Consider the following 234-nt stretch of genomic DNA (forward strand, 5'->3'; position numbering starts at 1 on the left):
GGCCGACGGCGATCACATGCGTGACGCCTTGCTGCTTCAACTGAAAGTCGAGATCGGTGTTGGCGAAGCCGCTTTGGGCCCAGTGCTCCTGCACGATGATGTCGCCTTCCTGCGGCACGAAATCGGGATGCCATTCGCCGCCCCACGTTCCCTTTGCAAACGTCTGACGCTGCTGAACCAGACGTTGCGTCGGATTCGGATGATCCCAGTTGTCGTAGTCGCCCGGCTGCCAGC

At 61.1% G+C, this 234-nt stretch carries 1 protein-coding gene; it reads right to left on the reverse strand.

Annotated elements, in window-relative coordinates; genetic code table 11:
- Positions 1-234 (reverse strand): cysteine hydrolase family protein (locus tag SB771_RS37225; RefSeq protein WP_410722308.1); only part of this gene is annotated, 234 nt, incomplete at both ends.

The sequence above is a fragment of the Burkholderia sp. SIMBA_051 genome (genome assembly GCF_046534915.1).
Lineage (GTDB): Bacteria > Pseudomonadota > Gammaproteobacteria > Burkholderiales > Burkholderiaceae > Burkholderia > Burkholderia ambifaria.